1 protein-coding gene (only partly in view) is annotated in these 20,963 nt (G+C 68.6%); it reads right to left on the reverse strand.

Annotated elements, in window-relative coordinates:
- Positions 1-20,279, reverse strand: the 5' portion of a protein-coding gene (locus tag DAT37_RS32660) for a non-ribosomal peptide synthase/polyketide synthase (RefSeq protein WP_109528752.1). The gene continues 16,888 nt to the left of window position 1, outside the view; the window shows 20,279 of its 37,167 coding nt (coding positions 1-20,279); its start codon is at positions 20,277-20,279; its stop codon lies beyond the left edge, outside the window.
- Positions 20,280-20,963 lie beyond the last annotated feature (684 nt).

Consider the following 20,963-nt stretch of genomic DNA (forward strand, 5'->3'; position numbering starts at 1 on the left):
AACCGGACCGGGAAGATCGCGGTGAACCAGCCGACGGTGCGCGACAGGTCCGCGCCGGGCACGATGTCCTCTTCGCGGCCGTGGCCCTCGAGCCGGATCAGCGTCGCGTCGTCGGCGCGCGCGGCGGTACGCCGGGAGCGCCACTTGGCGGTCGCCAGGACCAGCGCGGTGAGCAGACCGTCGTTGACGCCGCCGTGGAACAGCGCGGGCACGGTGGTCAGCAGGGCCTTGGTGACCTCGGCGGACACCTCGACCTGAAGTTTCTCGATGACGCCGGAGGTGTCGACGGCCGGATCCATCGCCCGTTCGGTGAGCAGCGGATCGGGGGTGTTCGCGACCGTGCGCCAGAAGTCGAGTTCGGCCACGCGCGACTGGCTCTCGGCCTCCGCGCGCAGCGCGTGCGCCCAGGCCCGCATGGAGGTGGTCGGCGCGACGAGTTCGGGCTGCTGGCCCGCGGTGAACCGGCCCCACGCGGTCACCAGGTCCGGGACCAGGATGCGCCACGAGACGCCGTCGACCACGAGGTGGTGCGCCAGCACGATCAATCGGCCCATCCGACCGGAATCGGACGGATCGAGCCAGACGAAGCGGATCACCGTTCCCGACGCGGGGTCGAGCCGGTCCAGTGCGGAATTCAGTGCGGCGGTGGCGATCTCGACGAGTTCGTCGTCGGAGGCCGAGGCCGGGAACTCGACCCGCTCGATGAGCGAGTCCACGTCCACGGTGCCGGGCGCGGCGGTTTCCACCACCAGATCCGTGCCGTCGTCGTACAGCCGGGCGCGCAACATGTCGTGCCGGTCGATGACCGCGCCGACGGTCGCGGCGATGCCAGCGCGGTCGATGCCGACCGGCAGTTCCAGCGCGAGGGTCTGGTTGAAGCGGCCGAACGAGCCGGGGCGCTGCGCCATGAACCGCACCACCGGTGTCAGCGGCATGACGCCGACGCCGCCGCCCGGCAGTTCCTCCAGTACCGCCACCGCGGTGTCCGCCGCTTCGGCGGTCTCGGCGACCGCGGCGAGACCCGCGACGGTCCGCTGCTCGAAGACATTGCGCGGGGTGAACACCACCCCGCGCGCCTTGGCGCGCGAGACCAACTGGATGGAGACGATGCTGTCGCCGCCGAGCGCGAAGAACGAATCGTCGACGCCGACGCGCTCGACCCCGAGCACTTCGGCGAAGACCTCGGCGATGGTCTGCTCGACCGGTGTGCGCGCGGCACGGAAGACGACCTCGGTCGCGAAGACCGGTTCCGGCAACGCCTTTCGGTCGAGTTTGCCCACCGGGGTGAGCGGCAGGTGGTCGAGCACCATGATCGAGGACGGCACCATGTAGGCGGGCAGCCGCTCCTCCAACCGCGCGGTCAGCTCGGCGATATCAATCGAACGTCCCGGCGCCGCCATGACATACGACACCAGCGACACCGCGCCGGCGGCGCTCGTGTGGCCGACCGTCGTGGCGAAATCCACGTTCGGGTGCGCCGCGAGGGCGCTGTCGATCTCGCCGAGTTCGATGCGGAAACCGCGCACCTTCACCTGGAAATCGGAACGGCCGACGTATTCCACCGCGCCGTCACGGGTCCAGCGGACCACGTCACCGGTGCGGTACATGCGCTGACCGGCGACGAACGGGTTGGCGACGAAACGATCGGCGCTCAGCGCGGGCCGCGCGTGGTAGCCGCGAGCCAGCTGGATACCCGAGATGTAGAGCTCACCCGCGACGCCGACCGGTACCGGACGCAGCCGGTCGTCCAGGATCAGCGATTGCATACCGCGGATCGGGCCGCCGATCGGCAGCGGGTCACCGGGGAGCACCGGGTCGCTGATGTTGACCACCATGGCGGTCTCGGTCGGGCCGTACACATTGTGGACGCGCCGCACCGTGCCGTCGGCCAGCGGGACCGCCCATTTCACGACCAGTTCCGGGCGCAACGCCTCGCCGCCGACGGCGAGCACCCGGAAGGAATCCAGGCCGCTCGTCTCGAAGGTCGCCAGCGCGGCGGGGGTGATGAACGACGCGCTGACGCGCTCGGTGCGCATCAGCTCCGCGAGTTCCTCACCGCCGTAGACGCCGGTCGGCACCACGACCAGCGCGCCGCCGGGTCCGAGCGCGAGCAGCAGTTCCAGGATCGAGGCGTCGAAACTCGGCGACGCGAAATGCATGGCGCGCGTGTCGGAGTCGAGTCCGTAGTGCTCGATCTGCGCGGTGGCGAAGTTGGCGAGCACGGTGTGCGACACCACGACGCCCTTGGGCACGCCGGTGGAACCGGAGGTGTAGATGACGTAGGCAGGATGCTCCGGACGCAGCGGGCGCACCCGGTCCGCGTCGGTGATCGGCGAACCGTCGAAGGCGTCCAGATCCAGTTCGTCGAGTACCAGCCAGCGCACCGAATCGGGCAGTCCGGCCCGTGTCTCGGCGACCGTGATACCGAGCGGCGAACCGGAATCGGTCACCATGTGGGCGATGCGATCGGCCGGGTAGGTCGGATCGACCGGAACGAACGCGGCGCCGGTCTTGGACACCGACAGCGCGACGAAGACCGAATCCGACGAACGCGGCACGCCGACGGCCACCAGGTCCTCCGGGCCGATGCCCTCGGCGATCAGCAGGCGCGCCAGACGATTCGAGCGATCGTCGAGCGCACCGTAGGTCGTCGTGACACCGCGGAAGATCACGGCGGGCGCCTGCGGATCGCGGGCCACGGCGGTGGCGAGCAGGTCGGGCAGCGTGCGCGGGGCGATCGCGGGCGGGCCGGTGCGGGCCACCAGATCGGCGCGCTCGTCGGCGTCGAGCAGTTCGATCGCGCCGACCCGCACCGAGGGATCGGCGGCGACGGCGTCGAGCACACGCCGCCAGCGCGTCACGAAACCGGCCGCGGTCGATTCGTCGAACAGATCGGTCGCGTAGGTGAGCGCGAGGGCCATACCCGCCGGGCTCCCGTCGGCGCCGGTCCGATCCGACAGCGTGAACTGGAGGTCGAAGCGGGCGACGTTCTCCTCCAGCGGCAGCGCCGACACCCGGAGACCCGGCAATTCCAGCGCGGTGCTGTCGAGGTTCTGGAAGGCCAGCGCCACCTGGAACAGCGGGTTGCGCGACTGCGACCGTTCGGGCGCGAGCAGTTCGACCAGGCGCTCGAAGGGCACGTCGGCGTTGCCGTAGGCGTCGAGGTCGGTCTTGCGTACCCGCTCGACCAGTTCGCCGAACGGTTCGGCCGGACCGACACCGGTGCGCAGCACCAGGGTGTTGACGAACATGCCGACCAGATCGTCGAGCGCCTGTTCGCCACGGCCCGCGATCGGCGTGCCGATCGCGATGTCGTCGGTGCCGGACAGTCGCGCGAGCAGCACCGCCAGGGCGCTGTGCATCACCATGAACAACGACGCGCCCCGCGCCCGAGCCAAGGTTTCCAGCGCCGCGACGAGGTCGGCGGGCAGTTCCGCGTGCACGGTCGCGCCGCGCAGCGAGGCCACCGGCGGACGCGGACGGTCGGCGGGCAGGGTCAGCTCGTCGGGAACGCCGTCGAGTGCGCGCTGCCAGTACTCGACCTGTCGGGCGAGCAGCGAGGCCGGATCGTCCTCGGCGCCGAGCACATCGCGCTGCCAGATCGCGAAATCGGCGTACTGCACCGTCAGCGGCGCCCAGCCGGGATCGCTGCCCTGGCTGCGGGCGGTGTAGGCGGTCATCACATCGCGCGAGAGCGGGCCCATGGAGAACCCGTCACCGGCGATGTGGTGCACGACCACGACCAGAACGTGTTCGTCGGGACCGATCTCGTAGAGCCGGGCCCGCAGCGGAACCTGTTCGGCCACATCGAATCCGGTGGCGGCGAACGCGACGACGGCGGCGGTCGCGTCCGCGGCGTCCACCGCTACCGGACGCAGGTCCAGTGCGATGTCCTCGGCCGGAACGATGACCTGGACCGGGGTGCCGCCGTGCTCGGGATACCTGGTGCGCAGCGATTCGTGCCTGCGCACCACGTCGGCGACCGCCAGGCGCAGTGCCTCGACGTCGAGCGCGCCGGAGAGCCGGATGGCCAGCGGCAGGTTGTAGGCGGCCGAGGAGGTGTCGTACTTGTTCAGGAACCACATGCGCTGCTGGGCGTAGGACAGCGGCACCACCGCGTCCGCGGAGCGCGGCCTGGCGACCAGGCGGGCACGGGCGTCACCGTCGGTGTGCGATTCCACCCGTGCGGCCAACGCGGCCACGGTGGTCGCCTCGAACAGGGCGCGCACCGGGATCGACGTCCCGAGCGCCGCGCCGATCCGCGACACCACCCTGGTGGCGATGAGCGAGTTGCCGCCGAGATCGAAGAAATCGTCGTCGACGCCGACCCTGGGCAGGTCGAGTACCTCGGCGAAGACGGCGGCGACCGTCTCCTGCACCGGCGTGACCGGGGCGCGGAACGCCCGCGCCTGTGCGGCGGGCGCGGGCAGCGCCTTGCGATCCAGCTTGCCGTTGACGGTCAGCGGAATCCACTCGAGGCGAACGAGCGCCGAGGGCACCATGTAGGACGGCAGCTGTTCGGCCGCGCCCTGGCGCACCACGTCGAGATCGGGGACGACCTCGGGTTCGGACACCACGTAGGCCACGATGCGCTGATCGCCCGGCTGGTCCTCGCGCACGACGACCGCCGCCTGCGCGATCCCCGGCTGCGCGAGCACCGCGGATTCGATCTCGCCGAGTTCGATACGGAAACCGCGGACCTTGACCTGGTCGTCGGCGCGGCCGAGATATTCGAGTTCACCGAACCGGTTCCAGCGCGCGAGGTCGCCCGAGCGGTACAGCCGAGAACCGGCGTCCCCCGCGTCCGCGAGCGGATTCGCCACGAACCTGGCGGTGGTGAGATCGGGCCTGCCGAGGTAGCCGCGCGCCAATTGCGGTCCGGCCACATACATCTCACCCGCGACGCCGACCGGAACCGGCCGCAGGCGGCTGTCGAGCACGTAGACGCGCAGCCCCGCGATGGCGCGGCCGACGATACTGCCGGACGCCGAGGCGACGGTGGCGGCGTCCAACGCGCGATAGGACACGTGCACCGTGGTCTCGGTGATGCCGTACATGTTCACCAGCAGCGGTCCGGAACCGGCCGACGCGCCGGTGACGCCGTCACCGTGCCTGGCGATCCAGGTGGACAGCCTGCGCAGTTCCAACGCCTCGCCACCGAACACCACGTACCGCAGCGCCAGCGGGGACGCGTCGGAGCCGGCGTTGCGATCGGCTTCGGCCAGCTGGTAGAAGGCCGACGGCGTCTGGTTGAGCACCGTGACGCGTTCGGCGCGCAGCAGTTCCAGGAACTGTTCGGGCGAACGCGAGGTGTAGTAGTCCACGACGACGACCGCGCCGCCGAACAGCAGCGGGCCCCACAGTTCCCACACCGAGAAGTCGAAGGCGTAGGAGTGGAACAGCGTCCACACGTCCTCCGGGCCGAAACCGAAGTCGCGATCGGTATTCGCGAACAGCCGCACCACATTCCGGTGCGCGACCGCGACGCCCTTGGGGCGTCCGGTGGAACCGGAGGTGTAGATGACGTAGGCGATGTCGTCCGGGCGCAACGGCGCGTTGCGCTCGTCGTCGGTGACGGGCCCGTCGTCGGCGTCGACGATATTGCCGGTCTCCACGGCCCATCCGTCCAGCACCACGGTCGGCAGGTCGGACGCGGCGGAGATCTCGACGGAGGAATCCAGGATCACACTGGTCGGACGCGAATCCGACAGGACGTAGGCGATGCGGTCGGCCGGGTAGGCGGGATCGACCGGGACGTAACCCGCACCGGTCTTGACCACGGCGAGCAACGCGACGACCAGGTCGAGCGACCGCGGCAGGATGACCGCGACCAGCGAACCGGGTCCGGCGCCGTCGTCGATGAGTCTGCGGGCCAGCACATTCGCGCGCCGGTCCAGCTCGTCGTAGGTCAGCGAATCCGCGCCGAACCTCGCGGCAGTGCGATGCGGATGCGCGGTGACCACCTCGTCGAACAACGAGGCGAGGGTGAGTCCGGGATCGGCGAAACGTCCGGTGACGGTGTCGGGGCCGGAGGAGACCCAGCGCTGCGACAGATCGAGGCGTTCGGCCTCGCTGAGCAGGTCGATATCGCCGACGACGACCGTGGGATCCTCGGCGACGGCGTGCAGGATGCGCACCAGACGATCGGCGAAGGACGCCACCGTCTCGGGATCGAACAGTTCCGTGGCGTAGTTCCACGACATCGACAACGCGCCGTCGGCGGTTTCGCCCACCGTCAGCTGCACATCGAATTTGGCTGTGCCCGCGTCGAACTCGACGACATCGAGATTCAGGCCGGGCAGCGCGACGGTGCCCGCGTCGGCGGCCGAGGCCGCCTCGAAGGTCAGGGCCACCTGGAACAGCGGGTGGTGCGCCTGCGAACGAGCCGGGCTCAACACGTCGACGAGACGTTCGAAAGGCACGTCGGCGTGGGCGAACGCGGTCAGATCGGTGCGGCGGACCTGCGCGAGCAACTCCGAGAAGGTCGGGTCACCCGCGACGTCGGTACGCAGCACGAGGGTGTTGACGAACATGCCGACCAGATCGTCGAGCGCGCGTTCGCCACGGCCCGCGATCGGGGTGCCGATCGCGATATCGGTGCTGTTGGACAGCCTGGCCGCCCAGGTCGCGAGCGCCGCGTGCACCACCATGAACAGGGTCGCGCCATGCGCGCGGGCCACCTCGGTGAGCGCGCGATGCAGGTCGGCGTCGACCGAGAAGTGGTGCAGCCCACCGCTGTTGGAGGCGATCTCCGGGCGCGGGCGGTCGGCGGGCAGCTCGATCTGATCGGGCAGGTCGCGCAACTGCTCGGCCCAGTAGGTGAGCTGGGCGGCGGCCACCGATTCCGGATCGTCCTCGGAACCGAGTACCTCGTTCTGCCACAGCGTGTAATCGGCGTACTGCACCTCGAGCGGCGACCACGCGGGAATCTCGCCGCGCGCGCGTTCGGTGTAGGCGAGCACGACATCGCGCAGCAGCGGCCGCAGGGAGAAACCGTCACCGCTGATGTGGTGCATGACGAGCACCACGATATGGCTGCGTTCATCGAGGCTGAGCAGACCGGCGCGGAACGGGATCTCGCTGGTCACGTCGAAATGCGTACCGGCGAGCTCGATGATGCGAGCCGACAGCGCGGTCGAACTCACCGTTTCGGCGGTCAGCGCGAAACGCACCTCGTCGGCGTGCAGCACCCGCTGATAGCCGGTGCCGTCGACGTCGGGGTAGACGGTGCGCAACGCCTCGTGGCGGGCCAGTACGTCGCCGATGGCCGCGTTCAGCGCGACGACATCGAGATCGCCGGTGAGCCGCACCGCGACCGGGATGTTGTTGACCGCGCTGCGGCTGTCGAAGCGGTTGAGGAACCACATGCGCTGCTGGGCCGACGACAGCGGCACCAGCGCGGCGGACTCCCCGTTGGCCAGCGTGATCGCGGCGGGCCTCGGGCGCGGGGCCAGCGGGACGCGACCGCCCTGGCCCGCGGCCGATTCCACCCGCGCGGCGAGCGCGTCGACAGTCGACGCCTCGAACAGCAGTCGCACGGGCACTTCGGTGTCGAGCGCCTGGCCGAGCCGGGCCACCACCTGGGTGGCGATCAGCGAGTTGCCGCCGAGTTCGAAGAAATCGTCGTCGAGACCGATCCGCTCGACGGTCAGTACCTCGGCGAAGGTGCTCGCGACGATCTGCTGCACCGGTGTGGCGGGCGCGCGGTACTCCCGTGCCTCGAACACCGGGTCCGGCAGCGCCCTGCGGTCGAGTTTGCCGGACGGATTCAGCGGGAACGCGTCGAGCACGACATAGGCGGCGGGCACCATGTAGGGCGGCAACTGCCTGCCGAGCACGGTTTTCACCGAGTCGATCGCGATGGCCCGATCGGGGTCGCCGATCAGGTAGGCCACCAGTTGATCGCCGGTGCGCTCGTCCCGGCGCACCAGCACGACCGCCTGGGCCACGGAATCCTGTGCGGTGAGCGCGGTTTCGATCTCACCGAGTTCGATCCGCAGACCGCGCAACTTGACCTGGAAATCGGCGCGGCCGAGATACTCGAGTTCTCCGTCCGGCGTCCAGACCACCAGATCGCCCGTGCGGTAGGCGCGTTCACCGTCGCGCGCGAACGGATCGGCGATGAACCGGTCGCAGGTGAGATCGGGGCGGCCGACGTAACCGTGTGCCAACTGCGCACCCGTCAGGTACAACTCGCCCGCGACACCGACGGGAACCGGCCGCAGCCGCGAATCCAACACGAGCACACCGGTGTTGAACACCGGGGCGCCGATCGGCACCGACAGCACGTCGGCGTCGGTCACCTCGTGGAAGGTGACGTCGACGGCGGCTTCGGTGGGACCGTAGAGATTGTGCAGGCGCGCGCCGGTCAGCTCGCGCAACTTCTGCGCCGTCGCGGCGGGCAACGCCTCACCGGAGGCGAACACGTTCCGCAGGCCCACGCATTCGTCGGCCCCACCCTCGGCGACGAACACCGACAGCATCGACGGCACGAAGTGTGCGGTCGTGACCCGCTGATCGACGATGGTCCTGACCAGGTAGGCCGGATCACGATGACCCTCCGGCTTGGCGATCACCAGTCGGGCGCCGACCTGCAAGGGCCAGAAGAACTCCCACACCGACACGTCGAAGGTGGCAGGCGTCTTCTGGAGCACCACGTCCTCGGCGGACAGCCCGTACTGCGCGTGCATCCACACCAGGCGGTTCACGATCGCCTCGTGCGACACCGCGACACCCTTCGGGCGTCCGGTCGAGCCGGAGGTGAAGATCACGTAGGCGGTGTTGGCGGGGCGCAGCGGACGATGCCGGTCGGCGTCGGTCAGCGGAGCGTCGGAGAATCCGGACAGGTCGAGCCGATCGATGCGCACCTGACGGGTGCGGGTCGTCGCGATATCGTCACCCGAGGTCAGAACACACACCGGTCCCGCGATACGCAGGATGTGCTCGATGCGCTCGGCCGGATGGTCCGGGTCCAGCGGCACGTACGCGCCGCCCGCGGCGTTGACCGCGTAGATGCCGACGAGCAGATCGAGCGAACGCCGCATGCCGAGGCCGACATAGGATTCCGGGCCGACACCCGCCTGCTTGAGCCAGCGCGCCAACCGGTGCACCCGGCTCGCGAACTCGGCGTAGGACAGACTCGTCCCCTCGAAAGTGAGCGCGATCGCGTCGGGCGTACGCGCGGCCTGCGCCTCGAACATCGCCACCAGGGTCGCGGCGGCGTCGCCGACCGGGGAGGTCAGCGCGGCGTCGACCTCGAATTCGGTGGCGTTCCACTCGTCGAGCACCATGGCCCGCTCGGTATCGTCGAGCAGGTCGATATCGCCGACGATCGCGGCCGGGTCGGCGGTGATGCCACGCAGTACGCGCAGGAAGCGCTCGGCGAAGGAATCGGCGAACGCGCCGTCGAAAAGATCCGCGGCGTAGACGAGTTCGGCGTCCATGGGGGCAGCGCCGAATTCGCGGGGCTGGCCGCCCGGCGTCTCGCCGAGGGTCAGTTGCAGGTCGAATTTGGCTGTCGGCTGGTCGATCTCGAGTTCCGACACCCGAAGACCCGGCAGTTCCAGGCTGGTCCGGCCCAGGTTCTGGAACGACAGCATCACCTGGAACAGCGGGTGACGGGCCTGCGAACGCGCCGGGTTGAGCACCTCGACCAGACGCTCGAACGGCACATCGGTGTGCGCGAAGGCCTGGAGGTCCCGTTCGCGCACCTGCGCGAGCAGGTCGCGGAACGAGATCGCGGGATCGACGTGCGCCCGCAGCACCAGGGTGTTGACGAACATGCCGACGAGATCGTCGAGCCCCTGTTCGCCGCGGCCCGCGGCCGGGATGCCGATCGCGATGTCGTCGGTGCCCGACAGCCGGGCCAGCAGTGTGGCGAATGCGCCGTGCACCACCATGAACAGCGTGGTCCCGTTGGCGTGGGCCAGACGGTTCAATTCGTCGACGAGTTCGCCCGGCACCCGGAACCGGTGGGTGCCCGCCCGGTAGGTGGCGACGGCGCGGCGCGGACGCTGCGACAGCCGCAGTTCCTCCGGCAGTCCGGCCAGCGCGTCGCGCCAGTAGTTCAGCTGCGCCGAGATCAGCGACGCCGGGTCGTCCTCGCCGCCGAGGGTCTCCCGCTGCCACAGCGCGTAGTCGATGTACTGCACGGCCAGCGGCGACCAGGTCGGCGCCGACTCCGAGCGGCGCGCGATATAGGCCGACATGAGATCGCGTACCAGCGGCCGCATGGAGAAGCCGTCGGCAGCGATGTGGTGGACGACCACCGCGAGCACGTAGTCCTGGGTGGTGTCGCGCCAGCGCTTGCCGTCGTTGCCCTCGACGCGCAACACGCGCAGTCGCAGCGGCGACTCGGTGGTGACATCGAAGCCTGGCAGCACGAATTCGTAGAGCGCGCCGGGGATCTCGTCCTCGGTCAGCGAGACCACGTCGAACGGCGGAATCGCTTGCGCCATCGGAAGCACCCGCTGGTAGGCGATGCCCTCGTGCGACGGGTAGACGGTACGCAGCGATTCGTGCCTGGCCAGCACGTCTGCCACCGCACCGCGCAGCGCGTCCAAGTCGAGGTGGCCGTGCAGCCGGACCGCGACCGGGATATTGCTCGCCGCCGAATCGGTGTCGAACCGGTTGAGGAACCACATGCGCTGCTGCGCCAGCGACAACGGCGGATGTTCGGGCCTGGTGCGCGCGGTCAGGGCCGCGCGGCCACCGGTGCCCGCGTGGACCTCCATACGCGCGGCGAGCGCGACCACGGTCGGCGCTTCGAACAGCAATCGCACCGGCACCCGGGTGTCGAGCGCGGCGCTGAGCCGCGCGACCACCTGGGTGGCGATCAGCGAGTTGCCGCCGAGATCGAAGAAATCGTCGTCGAGGCCGACCGGTCGTTCCCCCGCCAGCCCGAGGACGTCGGCGAAGGTGTCGGCGACGATCTCCTCGATCGGCGTCGACGGCGCACGGAACTCGCGCGCCTCGAAAACCGGCTCGGGCAGCGCCCGGCGATCCAGTTTGCCGTTGGGGGTCAGCGGCATCTCGTCGATGACCACGATCGCCCCGGGGACCATGTACGAGGGCAGCACGCCGCCCAGGTAGGTCCGCAGTTCTTCCAGGTCGAAGGCGGAATGGGCGGCCGGGACCACGTAGGCGACGAGTTGATCGCCGGTGTGCGCGTCCGAGCGGACCAGGGCCACCGCCTGAGCGACCGGTTCGTACCCGGTCAGGGCCGTCTCGACCTCGCCGAGTTCGATGCGAAGACCGCGCAGTTTCACCTGGAAGTCGGTGCGCCCCAGGTAGCCGATCGAGCCGTCGGCCGCACGGGTCACCAGGTCGCCGGTGCGGTACATCCGGTCACCCGGCGCACCGAACGGGTTCGCCACGAAGCGATCCGCCGTCAGATCCACCCGACCGTGATAGCCGCGTGCCAACTGGTTGCCCGCGAGGTACAGCTCACCCGCGACACCGACCGGAACCGGATGCAATCGCGAATCCAGCACGAACGCCTGCGCGTTCCACACCGGAACGCCGATCGAGACGGTCCCGTCGGCCTCGTCCGAGACCGGACCGGGTAGGTGGGTGACGTGCACGGTGGTTTCGGTCGGGCCGTACAGGTTGTACACCGCGGCCGAGCTCACCCGCCGGATCGCCCGCACGGCGTCACCGGTCAACGCCTCACCGGCGACGATCAGGCCGCGCAGCGAGGACAGCGCCCGGCCGCCGACACCCGTGGCATCGACGGTGCCCGCGAAGACGCTCAGCATCGACGGCACGAACGAGGTCATCGTCACCCGCTCGGACGCGATCACCTCCGCCAGATACTGCGGATCCCGATGACCGTCCGGCGTGGCCACGACGACGCGGCCACCGGTGGACAAGGGACCGAACAACTCCCACACCGACACGTCGAAGGTCGGGGGCGTCTTGAAGAGCACGACATCATCGACGCCGATGCCGTACTCACCGGTGATCCACCTGACCTGGTTCACCGCGGCCGCGTGCGGGATGGACACGCCCTTCGGGCGTCCCGTCGAACCGGAGGTGAAGATCACGTAGGCCGGATGCCGCGCGAGCAACGGCGCGATCCGCTCGGCGTCCGACACCGGGGTATCCGCGTAGCCGGACAGATCCAGCTCGTCGATCACCAGGGTCTCGATACCGCCTGCGTCGAAACCGTCACGCGCGGTGGTCAATACACAGACCGGTGCCGCGGACTCGAGCACATGCCCCACCCGCTCGGCGGGCTGATCCGGATCCAGCGGCACGTAACCGCCACCGGCCTCCTGCACCGCGTACACGGCGACGACGAGATCCACCGAACGGCGAATCCCCAAGCCCACCAACGACTCCGGACCCACACCCGCCGCGATCAGACGCCGAGCCAGACGATGCACACGCGCACCGAACTCCGCGTAGGTCAACGTGACACCACCGGCCGGATCCACGATCGCGACCGCGTCCGGAGTCACCGACACCTGACGAGCGAACTCCGCCACCAACGTGCTCGCCGAATCCAACTCCCGCACGGTGGAATTCCAGCCGCGCAACGCGAGATCGGTCTCCTCGCTGTCGAGCAGGTCGATATCGCCGACCGGCACATCCGGGTCGGCGATGATGGCGGTGAGAACGCGGTCGAGCCTGCGCGCGAAATCCGCGACGGTGTGCTCGTCGAAGAGATCGAGAGCGTAGGAGAATTCGGCGGACATGCCGGACGGCTCGCCGTTCTCGTCCTGGATCTCCTGCAACGTCAATTGCAGGTCGAATTTGGCGAGGCCCGCGTCGTAATCGATGCCGTTTATCGACAGACCGGGCAGTTCCAGGTTGGCCTGCTTGGTGTTCTGGAAGGCCAGCATCACCTGGAACAGCGGGTGGCGGGCCTGCGAACGCGCCGGGTTCAGCACCTCGACCAGGCGCTCGAACGGTACGTCCGCGTTGGCGAACGCGTGCAGATCCTTCTCGCGCGCGGTGGCGAGCAGATCCGCGAAACTCGCGGTGCCGTCGACATCGGTGCGCAACACGAGGGTGTTGACGAACATGCCGATCAGGTCGTCGAGCGCGGCCTCACCGCGACCGGCGACGGGCGTGCCGATGGCGATATCGTCGCTGCCGGACAGCCGCGACAGCAGAATCGCCAGCGCGCTGTGCATCACCATGAACGGCGAGGCGTTGTAGCGCCGCCCCAACTCGGCGAGCGCGTGCTGGGTCTGCCCCGAGATCACGAACGGGTAGGTGCCGCCGCGGTAGGTCGCCACCGCGGGCCGCGGCCGATCCGACGGCAGGACCAGTTCGTCGGGAAGATCGGCGAGTTCGCGTGTCCAGTAGGCGATCTGGTTGGAGATCAGCGACTGCGGATCCGTTTCGGAACCGAGTACCTCGCGCTGCCACAGCGAGTAGTCCGCGTACTGCACCGGCAGCGCGGTCCAGGCGGGCGGCTCCCACAGCGTGCGCGCGGCATAGGCCACCATCACGTCGCGGGCCAGCGGGCCCATGGACCAGCCGTCGGCGGAGATGTGGTGCATCACCATGCCGAGCACGTACTCGGTCTCGCTGATCTCGAACAGTCGCGCGTGCAGCGGCACTTCGCTGGTGACGTCGAAGGCCATGGAGGCCAGGTCGATCAGGTGATCGAACAGGGTGTTCTCGGTGACCCGATACGGCGTCAGGTCGGGCACGATCTGCGCCGCGTCCAACACCACCTGCACCGGTCCGGACGCGGTCTCGGGGAAGACGGTGCGCAGCGATTCGTGCCGGTCGATCACGTCGATCACGGCGACCTGCAACGCGGCCACATCCAGTTCGCCGGACAGGCGGATGGCGACGGGGATGTTGTTCACCGCCGATTCCGTGTCGAACCGGTTGAGGAACCACATGCGCTGCTGCGCCAGCGACAGCGGGACGTCCTCGGGACGTTCGCGCGCGACCAGCGCCTTGCGCGCGCCGTCGCCTGCCCGCGATTCCACGCGCGCGGCCAGCGCCGCGACGGTGGAGGCGTCGAAGAGCATCCGCACCGGCACCCTGGTGTCGAGCGCGATACCGAGCCGCGAGGCCACCTGGGTGGCGATCAGCGAGTTGCCGCCGAGATCGAAGAAATCGTCGTCGACGCCGATCCGGCCGATCCCGAGCACCTCGCCGAAGATCTGGGCGACGATCTCCTCGATCGGTGTGGAGGGGGCACGGAAGACCTTGACCTCGAACACCGGCGCGGGCAGCGCCCTGCGATCGAGTTTGCCGGAGGCGTTGAGCGGGAAGGCGTCCAACGTCACGAACGCGGTCGGGACCATGTACGCGGGCAACTCACTGCCCAGCGCGGCACGGATGACGTCGACATCGATCCCGTGGCCCGCGCTCGCGACCACGTACGCGACCAGCTGATCGCCCAGACGATCGTCGGAACGCACGAGCACGACGGCCTGGGCTACCGAATCCAGCCCCGTCAGCGCCGCCTCGATCTCACCGAGTTCGATACGCAGACCACGCAACTTCACCTGGAAGTCGGTGCGCCCCAGGTATTCCAACTCACCGGACGCCGTCCAGGTCACCAGGTCACCTGTACGGTACATCCGCGCACCGGCCGGATCGAACGGATCGGCGACGAAACGATCGGCGGTCAGATCCGGCCTGGCCACGTACCCCCGCGCCAACTGCGCACCCGCCAGATACAGCTCACCCGCGACACCCACCGGCACCGGATGCAACCGCGAATCCAACACGTAGACACGGGTATTGAAGACCGGAGCGCCGATCGGCACCGACACCGTGTCGGCGGCCATCACCTCGTGATAGGTGACGTCGACCGCCGCTTCGGTCGGACCGTAGAGATTGTGCAGACGCGCGCCGGTCAGCTCGCGCAACTTCTGCGCCGTCGCGGCGGGCAGTGCCTCGCCGGAGGCGAACACATGCCGCAGGGTGACACATTCGTCCGCGCCGCCCTCGGCCACGAACACCGACATCATCGACGGCACGAAATGCGCCACGGTGACCTGTTCGTCGGTGATGACGTCGATCAGATAGCCGGGATCGCGGTGACCATCCGGCTTGGCGATCACCAGGCGCGCGCCGATCTGCAAGGGCCAGAAGAACTCCCACACCGACACATCGAAGGTCGCCGGGGTCTTCTGCAACACCACGTCGTCGGATTCGAGCCCGTATTCGGCCTGCATCCACACCAGGCGATTCACGATCGCGGCATGCGAGACCGCCACACCCTTCGGCCTGCCGGTCGAACCGGAGGTGAAGATGACGTAGGCGGTGTTCGACGGACGCAGCGGCGCACGACGATCCGCGTCCGAGACGGCGGCGTCGGAATATCCGTCGAGTTCGAGAGTGTCGATGTCGACCGTCTCGACCTCGCCCGCGCCGAAACCCTCGCGCGAGGTGGTCAGCACACAGACCGGTGCCGCGGTCTCGAGCACGTAGCGGGTGCGATCGGCCGGATGATCCGGATCGAGCGGCACGTACACACCGCCGGCGACGGTCACCGCGTACATGCCGATCACCAGCTCCAGCGAACGGCTCATGCCGAGCGCGACCATCGACTCCGGGCCGACGCCGAGCGAGATCAGGTGCCTGGCCAGACGATTCACCCGCGCCGAGAACTCGGCGTAGGACAGAGTCGTCGCGTCGAAGGTGAGCGCGGACGCGTCGGGGGTGCGCTCGACACGAGCCCCGAACATCGAGGCAAGGGTCGCCTCGGGCACCTCGGCGGCGGTCCGGTTCCACCCGGACAGCACCTGGGCGCGCTCGACCTCGTCGAGGATGTCGATATCGTGCACCATGGATTCCGGTGCGGCGGCGACGGTTTCGAGCACCCGCAGGAACCGGCGGGCGAATTCCGCGACGGTGTCCGCGTCGAACAGATCGGTGGCGAAGGAGACCACCGCGGACATGCCCGCGGGTTCACCCTGCCCGCCGCGTTCCTCAGTGACCGTCCACTGGAGATCGAATTTGGCGATGTCGACGTCGAGTTCGTCGGCGGTCACCGAAAGACCCGGCAATTCCAGGCCCGCGTGCGACATCTCCTGGAACGACAACATCACCTGGAAAAGCGGGTGCCGCGCCTGGGAGCGGGTGGGGTTGATGACCTCGACGAGTCGTTCGAACGGCACGTCCGCGTAGGCGAACGCGGCGAGGTCGGTGTCGCGGGTGCGGGCGAGCAATTCGGTGAACGGCTGGCCGCCCTCGATTTCCGAACGCAGGACCAGGGTGTTGACGAACATGCCGATGAGGTCGTCGAGCGCCTGCTCGCCACGGCCCGCTACCGGTGTGCCGATGGCGATGTCGTCGGTGCCGGACAGTCGCGCCAGCAGCAGCGCGAGCGACGCGTGCATCACCATGAACAGGCTGACACCCTGCGCGCGCGCCAACGCCGCGAGGCGGACGTGCAGATCGACGTCGACCTCGAAGGTCACCCGGCTGCCCGCGAAACTCTGCATCGGCGGACGCGGGCGATCGGTCGGCAGATCGAGTTGATCCGGCAGGCCCGCCAATTGCCTGCGCCAGTAGGTGATCTCGCGCGCGGCCATGGAACCGGGATCGGATTCGGAACCGAGCAGCTCACGCTGCCAGACGCTGTAATCCTGGTACTGCACCGGCAGCGGCGACCACGCGGGCGCCTCCCCCGCGGCGCGCGCGAGATACGCCGAGGCGACATCGCGCGAGAGCGGCCCGAACGAGAAACCGTCGGCGGCGATGTGGTGGACGACGAACGCGACCGCGTGATCGGGGGTGCCGTTGGTCGAACCGCCGGTGACCTGGTAGATCCGCACGCGGATCGGCAGTTCTCGCGAGACGTCGAATCCGGTGGAGGCGAATTCGGTCAGGGTGGCCTGGAGTTCGGATTCGTCGATCGAGGCGACCGCGATGGCCAGGTTGATCTCGTCGTCGGGCACCACCTGCTGGTAACCGCCGTCCCCGGATTCCGGGAAGACGGTGCGCAGCGATTCCTGGCGCGCCATCACATCGTCGAGCGCGGTCTTCAGCGCCGCGATGTCGACATGTCCGCGCAACCGCACCACGAACGGCAGGTTGTAGGTGGGCGCGGTCGGATCGAACTGGTTGATGAACCACATCCGCTGTTGCGCCAGCGACAGCGGCACCCGGGCGGGCAACTGCTGAGCGACCAGCGGCGGGCGGGAACTGTCGGCGGGGGTCGCCTGCTCGGCGCGGGTCGCCAAACCCGCGACGGTGGGCGTCTCGAACAGCGCGCGCACGCCGATCTGGGTGCCGAACGCCGCGCCGATGCGCGACACGACCTGGGTGGCGACCAGCGAGTTACCGCCGAGATCGAAGAAATTGTCATCGATGCCGACCCGATCCTGGGACAGCACATCGGCGAAGATCCCCGCCACGATCTGCTCGGCCTGGGTGCGCGGCGCGCGGAAACCGGCTGCGTCCACGCTGAACACCGGCTCCGGCAGCGCTTTACGGTCCAGCTTGCCGCTGGTGTTGAGCGGGAACCCGTCCAGCACCATCACCGAGGCGGGCACCATGTAGCCGGGCAGCTGTTCGGCGGCGAAACGCGTCAGCTCGACCGGATCGACGGACCGGCCTGGCGCGGAAACGACATAGGCGACCAATTGCTGACCGGTCGCGGTGTCGACCACGAGCACCGCGGACTGGCTCACCGACGGATGCGCGAGGGTGACGGTCTCGATCTCCCCCAACTCGATGCGCTGACCACGGAATTTCACCTGGAAATCGGTACGGCCGATGTACTCGAGGACGCCCGCCGCGTTCCAGCGCACCAGGTCGCCCGTGCGGTACATGCGCTGCCCGCCGGTGCCGAACGGATTCGCCACGAACCGGTCCGAGGTCAAATCCTGGCGTCCGCGATATCCGCGCGCCAGCTGACGACCACCCAGATACAGCTCACCGGGAGCGCCGATCGCGGCCGGACGCAGCCGCGCGTCCAACACGTAGACCTCGACATTCCATTCCGGAATACCGATCGGGACGGTGATCGTGTCGGCGGCGGTGGCTTCCCAGTAGGTCACCGATACCGCGGCCTCGGTCGGCCCGTACAGGTTGTGCAGACCGGCGGTGGAGATCGCGCGGAACCCCGCGGCGGTCTCCGGCGGCAAGGCCTCGCCGATCACGAAGACCGCGCGCAGCGTCGCGCACTGCGCTTCGGTGGCGTGGGTGACGAAAACCGTCAGCATGGACGGCACGAAATCGGTCACGGTCACGCCGTGCCGCTCGATCATGTCCGCCACGTACAGCGGATCGCGATGCCCGTCCGGGGCCGCGACGACGAGTTTCGCGCCCACCATCAACGGCAGGAAATACCCCCACAGCGACACGTCGAAGGTGGTGGCGGTCTTCTGTAGGTAGACGTCGTCCGCGCGTAACCGGTACTCGTCGAGCATCCACAGCTCTTGGTTGACGATCGCGTGATGGGTGACCGCGACACCCTTCGGGCGTCCGGTCGAGCCCGACGTGTAGATCACGTAGGCGGTGTTGTCCTCGCGCAGCGGCGCGCTGCGCTGCGCGTCGGTGATCGGCGCGTCCGAGAGCTCCGACACGTCGAGGGTGTCGATCTCCACCCGCCGCACCGACTCCGGCAGTTCCAGATCGTCGTGCGAGAGCGTCAGCACGCAGACCGGGTCCGCGGATTCGAGGATGTAGGCGGTGCGATCGGCCGGATGATCCGGATCGATCGGCACGTACGCGCCACCGGCCCGCAGCACCGCGTGCATGCCGACGACCAGTTCCAGCGAACGCCGCATCCCCAGCGCGACCAGTGACTCCGGGCCGACACCGTCGGCGATCAGGAACCGCGCCAGCCGGTTGACCCGTGCGCCGAACTCCGCGTACGTCAGCGTCGCGCCCTCGAAATCGAGCGCGATATTGTCCGGGGTCGCCTCGATCTGCGCGTCCAGCAGCGCGGGCAGGGTCGTGGTCGGAACAGCCTGCTCGGCGTCGTTCCACTCCAGCAGCGTCAGTTCGCGCTCGGCCTCGGTGGTGACCGGCAGGTCCCACACCGCGGTCCCGGCGTCGGCCGCCAGGAACCGCGCGAAGAATTCCATGAACCGCGCGTGATGGGTGCGCGCCTCGTCGTCGGTGTAGAGGTTCGGGTTGGTCTCGAAATCGATGTGCGAGCCCGTGCCGGACTGGTAGAAGTTGACGCCGAGATCCTCGATGCTGCCGGTCGACAGCACATTCAACCGGCCGACCATCGGGCCGAGCGTCATCTCGCTGTGGAACAGCATGATGTTGACCCAGGGCCCGAAGAACTCGGTGGTCACCACACCGTCACCCGCGGCATCGCGACGGATGTCCTCGTGCCGGTACCGCTGATGACGCAGCGCCCCCGACACCTCGACCGTCACCGATTTCAGCAGGTCGGAGACAGTCGTGTCGTGCGCGACCGTCAAACGCAGCGGCACGATGTTGGATACGACGCCACCCGAACGCCGCATGGCCGCGGTCGTGCGCGCGGTCACCGGCAGGCTCAGGATCACGTCCTGGGCGCCGGTGATCTGGGCCAGATACGCCGCGAAACCGGCGATCAGCAGACCAGCGGGCGAATTGTCGTGGCGTTCGACCGCGGCGCCGAGCAGATCGTTCTGCTCGGTCGACAGCGCGGCGCTGGCGATCCCGTTGACCGGCGACGGCGGCGCGGAACGTCCCGCGAGGCTGGAACCCTCTTCCAGCCCTTCCACCCGCTCGGCCCAATGCTGTCGGTCGGACACGAACCGCGAACTGTCGCGGTAGGCGATCTCCTGCTCGTAGAGCGTGCGCAGATCGGTGGCCTTGGCGGGTTTGGGCTCCTCGCCGTTCACCGCCGCCGTGTACAGCTCCGCGATCCGGTTCATGAAGGTCATGGCGCCGAAACCGTCGAGCACGATGTGGTGTGCCCGCGAGTACCAGTACCAGCGCGAATCGGCCAGGTGCAGCGCCGCCGCGCGGATCAGGCGATCGCGGGAGATGTCGAGGGGTCGGCTGTACTCGGCCCGCATCCACTCGGCCGCGGCGGCCTCGGGATCGTCGGCGTCGCGCAGGTCGACATATTCCAGGGTCGAATCCTGTGACGGATCGATCGTCTGCACCGGTTCGCCGTCGCGTTCGACGATCTTCAGGAAGCCCGAACCGATGTCGATCGCGGCATCGCGACTCGCCTGTTCCAGCGCGCCTACGTCGAGATCACCGTCGATGGCGACATACTGTGCGATATTGATCGGCACCTGCGGATCGACGTGCTGGGCATACCAGATGCCCAGCTGCGCGGGCGACAGTGGGAAGTACTCGCCACCAGCTTCGCCGTTCCCGCCGAAATCCAGCCGGTCCAACCCAAACCTCGCTTCCGGAACACCACGCAAGCGCTCCCCGACGACACCCGGACAGGACGCTCACCGATCGAAGGGTGGCGCCTGCTCATCCAGGTTCAGTTCTCGTACAAATCAGGCAAAAATGTTCATTGGCACTATCTGTCCAAGACCGATCTTGTTACATGGGCCCGGCCGTGCCACTTACCCGCCGACCGGCCGAGCCGGGATCTTCAGTGCTGATCACCGGAACAATCTACCGTCGCCCCCCATGCCCGACCAACCAAGATCCATAGCTGTCCCACATTATGCCAGGCAGGGGACTCGAGGTCGGTTTGCTGGGAACCTGTCGGAGTTGTCACAGGGTGAATCCCGGGCGGTGCGTTCCCGAGGGGTGTAGAACGAGCCGGGGCACCGAGGACGAGCGCTGACCTGCGATCGGGAGCAGATTCGCATTCGGGCAGTTGCCGCTGCGGCCGAGCGCGGGCGGTGTCTAGCGTCGGCGCGAAGTCGCCACCGATCAGTCCGGGGGCGTTCTACTGGACTATTCGCAGGAGATCTACTGGACCATTCGCAGGCGCTCGCATGGGTCTCACGGCCGAAGCGGTCGGCAGTCCACGAGGCCTCAGTAGCGGCGTCCACGCCTGCGCTGCGGATTCTGCGGACGATCTCACCGAGTAGGGCGTTCGATCCGCCCCCGATGACCGC

Source organism: Nocardia aurea (assembly GCF_003123685.1).
GTDB lineage: Bacteria > Actinomycetota > Actinomycetes > Mycobacteriales > Mycobacteriaceae > Nocardia > Nocardia aurea.